Genomic DNA, 7968 nt, shown 5'->3' with positions numbered 1-7968 from the left:
GAATAGAATTACCTAATAACATTTAGACTTGTTAGTGACAGATCTCCGATCAAGCCGGAGATGACGTTTCTCTTATTAAGCTGAGGATAATACGTCAACTGCGATGTGATATAAGTATTTAAATGATTAAACTTTAATTTAGGAAGTTAACTTTTAAACAATGGTAACATCAATCCCAATTTCAATAAGTTTGTTTTTTGTGATTTCATCAATGCCACTATCGGTAATAATTTGATCTATATCTTCAAGACCACATATTCTTCCAAAGCCTTTTTTACCAAATTTAGAAGAATCAGCGAGTACAATAATTTTTTGAGCAGCTTTTATCATTTCTTTATTCAGAGAAGCTTCCATAGAGTTGGTTGTTGAGAGTCCAAAGTCTAAATCGATACCGTCTACGCCTAAAAATAATTTTGTAAAAGTGAATTCAGCTAACATTTTTTCTCCAATTGGACCAATTACAGACGATGAGCTCGATCGTACCATACCTCCTAATTGCATCACATCAATAGTCGTATTCTCAGCTAATATTAGAGCTGTGTTTAGCGATGCTGTTAATACGGTTAAGCCTTCAACAGGTTTTATGTGTCTTGCAAATTCTATAACAGAGGTGCCTGATGCAATTATAATACTGTCAAAGGGTTCTAAAGTTAATCCAGCAGCAATAGCAATTCTGTTTTTTTCTTTGGTGTTTATCTTTTCCTTAATATTCACATGATGTTCAGTAGTATATGGATTTGAAGGAATAGCTCTACCGTGTGATCTAAATAATAATTTTCTTTCTTCCAATAATTTCAGGTCCTTTCGAATGGTTACTACAGAAACATCAAATTCTTGGCTTAAATCATTAACGGTAACAAAGCCGTTTTGTTCCAGTTTATCCAGTATCAATTTATGTCGGTCTATGATGTTTAGTAGCATTTTTGTTTTTTTTATCATACAAAGATATGATTTTAAGTGTAATAAATTAAATTTTTGGGATGCTGATTTTTAGTGATACTAAAGGGTAAGTTGTTAATTATTTGGTTTGAAGTTTCTTATGGGTACTAGTGTTATTTATGTTAAGATTTTAGATATAAAAAAGTAAAAAAAGTTAGAAAACAAGTAAAAGGAAACATTTTTCAGCTATTATGTATGATATTTATCATTAAATTTAAAAAAAAATATAAAAAAACTTTCGGAATGTTTCTTTTTATTATATGTTTACGTAATAATTATTACATAAAAGAGAAAGAAACCTATTAAAATACGGATTATGAAGAGAGTTGAAATGATTGATAAAATTAGTAAAAACAATAAAGAATATGATTTTATTGTAATTGGAGGTGGTGCTACAGGGATTGGAATTGCTCTGGATGCTTCTTCAAGAGGGTATTCAGTAATTTTACTTGAAATGTCTGATTTTACAAAATCTACATCAAGTAAAAGTACAAAGTTGGTTCACGGAGGTGTTCGTTATTTGGCACAAGGAGATGTTGGATTGGTGAGAGAAGCTGTTGTGGAAAGAGGTTTATTAACTCAAAACGCCCCTCATTTAGTTAAAAATCAGTCTTTTATAATTCCTACTCAAGGATTATTTGATGAATTACAATATACAGTAGGTTTAACGTTGTATGATTTATTAGCTGGAAAATTTAGTTTAGGAAGATCTAAACGTATTTCAAAAGCGAAAACATTAAAACGTATTTCAACAATTAATCCTCAAAAAATTACTGCAGGTGTTGTATATCATGATGGTCAGTTTGATGATACGCGTTTGGCAATTAACGCATTGCAAAGTGCTACTGAGTTAGGTGCAATTGCAATTAACTATTGTAAAGTAACGGGCTTGGCAAAGGATGCAAGTGGAAATATTTCGGGAGTTCAATTTTTTGATGAAGAAGGGAAAAAGTCTTACGAAATAAAAGGAAAGCAAGTTGTGAATGCAACAGGTGTTTTTGCAGATGATGTTTTGAAAATGGATTCGCCAAATGCTAAAAAAACCATTGCTCCTAGTCAGGGTGTGCATTTAGTGTTAGATAAATCTTTTTTACCAGATAATGATGCGATTATGATTCCTAAAACAGATGATGGTAGAGTCTTGTTTTTAGTGCCTTGGCATGGTAGAGTAGTGGTTGGTACAACTGATACGCCTATTAAAGAAGAATCTTTAGAGCCTATAGCTTTAGAAGAGGAAATCCAATTTATTTTAACTACAGCTTCAAGGTATTTAACAAAAGCACCAAAAAGAAGTGATGTATTAAGTGTTTTTGCAGGGCTTAGACCTTTAGCTGCCACAGAAGAAGGTAAGAAAACGAAAGAAATTTCAAGAAGTCATAAAATATTCACATCAGATTCTGGATTGTTAACGATGGTTGGTGGGAAATGGACAACTTTCAGAAAAATGGGTGAGGATTTAGTGGATAAAACTGAAAAAAGAAAAGGTTGGGCTCATATTTCAACTAAAACAAGGCATTTAAAAATACATGGATACAAAGAAAATGTTGATCATAATAACCCTTTATATTTTTATGGGAGTGATGAAATAGAGATTTTAAAATTAGCGGAAGAAGAAGGCTTAAGTGAATTGTTGAGTTCTTCATTAGGAATTATGAAAGCTCAAGTAGTATGGGCTGTGAGATATGAAATGGCACGAACCGTTGAAGATGTTTTAGCACGTAGAACGCGTTGTCAATTGTTGGATGCAAAGGAGAGTATTAAAATGGCGCCTAAAGTTGCAAAAGTGATGGCTGCTGAATTAGGTGAGGATGAAGCTTGGGAAGAAAAGCAAGTGGCGGACTATATTCAAGTCACCATGAATTATATTTTGTAAATACGAATAAATAACCCAAATAACCATACATATAATGAAAAACAAATTAATTTTAGCCCTAGATCAAGGTACAACCTCTTCCAGAGCGATTTTATTTAATCACAATGGAGAAATTGTAAGAACTTCTCAAAAACCTTTTGAACAAATTTTCCCAAAACCAGGATGGGTAGAGCATAACCCTAATGAAATATGGTCTTCACAAATATCAGTAGCTGCGGAAGTTACAGCTCAAGAAGGAATTTCTGGGGAAGAAATTGCTGCAATAGGTATTACAAATCAAAGAGAAACTACCATTGTGTGGGATCGCGAAACTAGCGAGCCTATTTATAACGCAATTGTTTGGCAAGATAGAAGAACTGCAAAATACTGTGATGAATTAAAAGCTGCAGGTCATATTGATATGATTAAAAAGAAAACAGGGTTGGTTTTAGACGCCTATTTTTCTGCAACTAAATTAAGATGGATTCTTGACAATGTTGAAGGAGCAAGAGAAAAGGCTGAAGCAGGTAAATTATGTTTTGGTACTGTTGATACTTGGTTAGTTTGGAAATTGACGAGAGGTAAAATGTTTATTACCGATGTTTCAAACGCAAGTAGAACTATGTTGCTTAACATTCATACGCTTGAGTGGGACACAGAATTATTAGAGTTATTTAATATTCCAAAAGCTATTTTACCAGAAGTAAAAGAAAGTAGTGAAATATATGGAACAACAGCTACTACGTTGTTTTCAACTAAAATTCCAATTGCAGGTATTGCTGGTGATCAACAAGCTGCTTTATTCGGACAAATGTGTACCAAGCCAGGAATGGTTAAAAACACGTATGGAACAGGATGTTTCTTATTAATGAATACTGGAGAAAAAGCAGTGTATTCTAACAATAATTTACTAACCACCATTGGTTGGAAAATTAAAGGAAAAACTACCTATGCTTTGGAAGGAAGTGTATTTGTTGGTGGTGCAGCTATTCAATGGTTGCGTGATGGAGCAAAAATGGTTAAAACAGCTCCAGGCATCAATCATTTAGCAGAAACGGTTGAAGATAATGGAGGTGTTTATTTTGTACCTGCAATGACAGGTTTAGGAGCTCCTTATTGGGATCAATACGCACGTGGTGTTATTATGGGGATTACTCGTGGTACAACAGATGCTCATATTTCTCGTGCAACTTTAGAAGGTATTGCTTTCCAAGTGTATGATATTGTAAAAGCTATGGAAGCTGATGCAGGAGAAAAAAGTATTGAATTAAGAGTTGATGGCGGTGCAGCAGCAAGTGATTTGTTAATGCAAATTCAATCAGATTTATTTGGATTTAAAATTATTCGTCCAAAAACATTAGAAACTACTGCTTTAGGAGCTGCTTATTTAGCTGGTTTAGCTGTAGGTTATTGGGATAGTGTTGATGATATTCAATCTCAATGGATTGTAGATAGAGAATTCTATCCAAAATTAGAGAAAGAGAAAGTTGAAAACATGTTGCATTACTGGCATAAAGCAGTAAAATGTGCTCAAAACTGGATCGAAGAATAAATAATCAATTAATAATTATAAAAACATTTAAATTATGTCAATTTTAGTAGCAGAAATATTAGGAACCATGTTGCTTATCTTGTTAGGTAACGGAGTAGTGGCTAATGTTGTATTAAACGGAACAAAAGGAAACAATTCAGGGTGGATTGTAATAACTACAGGTTGGGCTTTAGCGGTGTTTGTAGGTGTTGTAGTCGCAGGTCCATATAGTGGGGCGCATTTAAACCCAGCAGTAACTATTGCATTAGCAACAGCTGGAAAATTATCTTGGAGTTTAGTGCCAGAATATATAGCGGGAGAAATGATTGGAGCTATGTTAGGTGCATTTTTAGTGTGGTTGTTTTATAGAGATCATTTTAAAGCAACTGAAGATGAAGGTGGAAAATTAGCTTGTTTTAGTACAGGACCAGCTATTAAAAACACTTTTTCAAACTTAATAAGTGAAATTATAGGAACTTTTGTTTTAGTATTTGTAATATTTTATTTAGCTGGACCAAGTCTTGATATTCTTGGCGATGTTAATGCAAGAGCTATTATAGGTTTAGGTTCAATTGGAGCAGTACCTGTTGCATTTCTTGTATGGGTAATCGGTTTATCATTAGGTGGTACAACTGGTTATGCTATCAATCCAGCACGTGATTTAGGACCAAGAATTATGCACACTATTTTACCTGTAAAAGGGAGTAGTGACTGGGGATACGCTTGGATTCCTGTTGTAGGTCCAATTATTGGATGTGTAATTGCAGCGCTATTATATGTTGCTTTAGTTTAAGAAAATAATTAACAAAATATTAAAATTAAAATAATGAAAAAAATATTATTAGTACTTTTAGTCGCTGTTTTATCAGTGCAAATGGGTATGGCTCAAGAAGCTGAATTGAAAGATAGCCCTATAGATTTCTCAGTAAACTTACAATCAAATCACTTATGGAGAGGTTTAGTAATTACAGACAAGCCTGTGATTATGGTTTTTACGTCTCTTAAATTAAATGAGTCAGGTAGTTTTACTACAGGTTTTTGGGGAGGGATGTCTTTCTCTAATGAAAGTGATGGAACATCTTATAAAGAAATAAATTATTTCGTTCAGTATGCTAAAAATGGTTTCTCTATTGGATTGTGGGATTTATTTAATACAAGAGGTGTTGCAAGTCCTGATGTTTGGGATTATGACAAAGAAACTTCAGGTCATTTATTAGATTTAAGAACGTCTTATAATTTTGGGGAAAGTTTTCCATTAACTTTAGAAGCAGACTTTTTATTGTTTGGTAGTGGAGATGGTCAATACAATACGAATGGTGATTTTGAACAACGTACTTCATCTTATGTGCAAATTTCTTACCCTTTAATAAAAGGTTCAAAAGTTAATTTAGATGCTTTTGTTGGAGCTGGTTTCTCATTAAATGGAGATACTCACTTATATGGTGATGGACAAGAAAATTTTGATATAGTGAATGTAGGTTTAACTACTTCAAAAATATTAAAAGTGGCTGATTTAAGTATTCCTGTATCAGCAACTACCTTGTGGAATCCTTCAACTAAAATTGCAAGAGTTCAATTGGCAGTAACGTTATTTTAAGAAATAGAAAATTTATTTACAGAGTTCTTTTTATTTACGAAACCCATAATTTAGATGAAAATCTAAGTTATGGGTTTTATCTTTTTTATATAAAGTTAAATATTGAAGCTGTTGCTGTGCTATGTGAAGGTTTTAAATGAGTTCTTCTTCTTCTTCTTCTTCTTCTTCTTCTTCTTCTTCTTCTTCTTCTTCTTCTTCTTCTTCTTCTTCTTTTAAATATTTCAAACGGGTTATCTAATAACTTTCGAAATGTTTTATTTTAATTTGAAATATAATGTGTATTTGTGAGTGTTCTTAAATTTAATAAAGTTGAAGTTTGTCATCTTTATTTACCTTTCATATTCAATAAGAATACATTTTTGTAAAATTTAATTTAATATGAATACATTTTAAGTTCTTAATATTAAATACTTTAAACTTATTTTTGTTGTAAATTTCTAATCAAGTTTAAAGCGAGGTGATTTGTAAATCGTGATTGGCATTATGTTGGTTTTTAATTTTTATTTAGGTGATTTTTAAAGCTTTATGATATATGTCATTGTTTCGAATAAAAAACCAAAAAAAAGTTTCGAAATGTTTTATATTATTGTAGTTTTATCATCCGAAAAATGAAAATTATTTAGATGTGATTTTACGAAAACGATTTAGTGTTAGCTAATAGTGTTTTATCTGTAATTTCTGAATGAAAAAAGTTTGCTAGTTTCAAATTGATACAATAAAGGGTAGTAAGTTATAATTTAAGAATTTTTTAAATCAATAAATATGATAAATATATTTAAACCAGCAGCGCATAAGGAGTTGCTTCCAGACGATAAAGTTGATAGCTCTTATAAGCGATTGAGATTACAAGTATTTATCGGAATTTTTGTTGGTTATGCTGGCTATTACCTTGTTAGAAAAGTATTTTCTTTAGCAATGCCTGATTTGGTGAATCTAGGGTATTCTAAAACACAATTAGGTTTTGCACTTTCTGGTGTTTCTATTGCTTATGGCTTAAGTAAATTTATTATGGGGAATGTTTCTGATAGAAGTAATGCCCGTAATTTTTTAACTGCAGGTTTAGTGCTGTCAGCTTTTACTATGATTTTAATGGGGATATTGCCCGTTGCAACATCTTCAATAATGATCATGTTTGTATTGTTAATTTTGAATGGATGGTTTCAAGGAATGGGTTGGCCACCAAGCGGAAGAGTAATGGTGCACTGGTTTTCTTTGAAAGAACGAGGAACAAAAATGGCTATTTGGAATGTAGCTCATAATGTTGGTGGTGGTATTATTGGACCCTTGGCAATTTTAGGTTTTGCAATTTTTGCAGATTGGCATGCTAAATTATATTTTCCAGGATTAATTGCTTTAGGTGTCGCTGTTATCGCTTGGTTTTTAATTAGAGATACACCACAATCATGTGGACTTCCAAATATTGAAAAATATAAAAATGATTATCCAGATAACTATTCAGATAAATTTGAAGAAGAAATGTCTGCTAAAGAAATCTTCTTCAAATATATATTGAAAAATAAATTATTGTGGTCTATCGCTTTTGCAAATGCCTTTGTTTATTTAGTGCGTTATGGTGTGTTAGATTGGGCCCCTTTATATCTTGAAGAAGCGAAGGGTTTTTCTATAAAAGAATCAGGATGGGCTTACTTTGCTTATGAATGGGCAGGTATACCGGGTACTCTACTTTGCGGATATTTAAGTGATAAAGTGTTTAAAGGAAAACGAGCACCTGTGAGTATTATTTATATGCTTCTTGTCATGGTTTCAATATATATGTATTGGACCAGTGATTCAATACTCGCTAACTCAATAGCTTTAATTTGTATTGGTTTCTTAATCTATGGTCCTGTGATGTTAATTGGAGTTCATGCTTTAGATTTAGTACCTAAAAAAGCAGCAGGTACTGCAGCAGGTTTAACAGGTTTATTTGGGTATTTAGGTGGTGCTTTATTTGCAAATATTGCAATGGGTGCTGTGGTTGATACTTGGGGATGGTCTGGTGGTTTTGTTGTATTGCTAAGTTCATGTGTAATAGCAATTGTGCTAATT

Annotated in this window: 6 protein-coding genes; 5 read left to right on the top strand and 1 reads right to left on the bottom strand. The window is 32.4% G+C overall.

Annotation, left to right across the window (positions count from 1 at the left end):
* Positions 1–153: 153 nt before the first annotated feature.
* On the bottom strand, positions 154–939 hold the full coding sequence (locus tag ABY863_RS11635) for a DeoR/GlpR family DNA-binding transcription regulator (protein ID WP_372795010.1): 786 nt from the start codon (positions 937–939) through the stop codon (positions 154–156).
* Between the two features lie 316 nt (positions 940–1255).
* On the opposite strand from ABY863_RS11635, the gene ABY863_RS11630 reads away from it, so the two are divergent.
* From ABY863_RS11630 to glpT, 5 genes are all read left to right on the top strand, one after another.
* Positions 1256–2812, top strand: coding sequence for a glycerol-3-phosphate dehydrogenase/oxidase (locus ABY863_RS11630; protein ID WP_372795008.1), 1557 nt, complete (start codon positions 1256–1258; stop codon positions 2810–2812).
* A gap of 34 nt (positions 2813–2846) precedes the next feature.
* Complete coding sequence (gene glpK / locus ABY863_RS11625; RefSeq protein WP_372795006.1) at positions 2847–4343, top strand: glycerol kinase GlpK; 1497 nt, start codon at positions 2847–2849, stop codon at positions 4341–4343.
* A 34-nt stretch (positions 4344–4377) separates the two neighbouring features.
* The gene (locus tag ABY863_RS11620; RefSeq protein WP_372795004.1) at positions 4378–5115 is read left to right on the top strand and encodes an MIP/aquaporin family protein; all 738 of its coding nucleotides are present in this window, start codon (positions 4378–4380) and stop codon (positions 5113–5115) included.
* Positions 5116–5148: 33 nt separating this feature from the next.
* Positions 5149–5919 carry a hypothetical protein gene (locus ABY863_RS11615; RefSeq protein WP_372795002.1) on the top strand — a complete coding sequence of 257 codons (771 nt, stop codon included), beginning with the start codon at positions 5149–5151 and terminating at the stop codon, positions 5917–5919.
* Between the two features lie 762 nt (positions 5920–6681).
* A partial coding sequence (gene glpT / locus ABY863_RS11610; RefSeq protein ID WP_372795000.1) for a glycerol-3-phosphate transporter occupies positions 6682–7968 on the top strand: 1287 nt, incomplete at its 3' end.

The organism is Lutibacter sp., from assembly GCF_041562875.1.
Lineage (GTDB): Bacteria > Bacteroidota > Bacteroidia > Flavobacteriales > Flavobacteriaceae > Lutibacter.
This window is presented reverse-complemented; position numbering and strand designations above follow the sequence as displayed.

Bases quoted from the DNA above. Each gene is read 5' to 3' on its own strand.
- ABY863_RS11635 (WP_372795010.1), bottom strand. From the start codon at position 939: ATGATAAAAAAAACAAAAATGCTACTAAACATCATAGACCGACATAAA.
- ABY863_RS11630 (WP_372795008.1), top strand. From the start codon at position 1,256: ATGAAGAGAGTTGAAATGATTGATAAAATTAGTAAAAACAATAAAGAA.
- glpK (WP_372795006.1), top strand. From the start codon at position 2,847: ATGAAAAACAAATTAATTTTAGCCCTAGATCAAGGTACAACCTCTTCC.
- ABY863_RS11620 (WP_372795004.1), top strand. From the start codon at position 4,378: ATGTCAATTTTAGTAGCAGAAATATTAGGAACCATGTTGCTTATCTTG.
- ABY863_RS11615 (WP_372795002.1), top strand. From the start codon at position 5,149: ATGAAAAAAATATTATTAGTACTTTTAGTCGCTGTTTTATCAGTGCAA.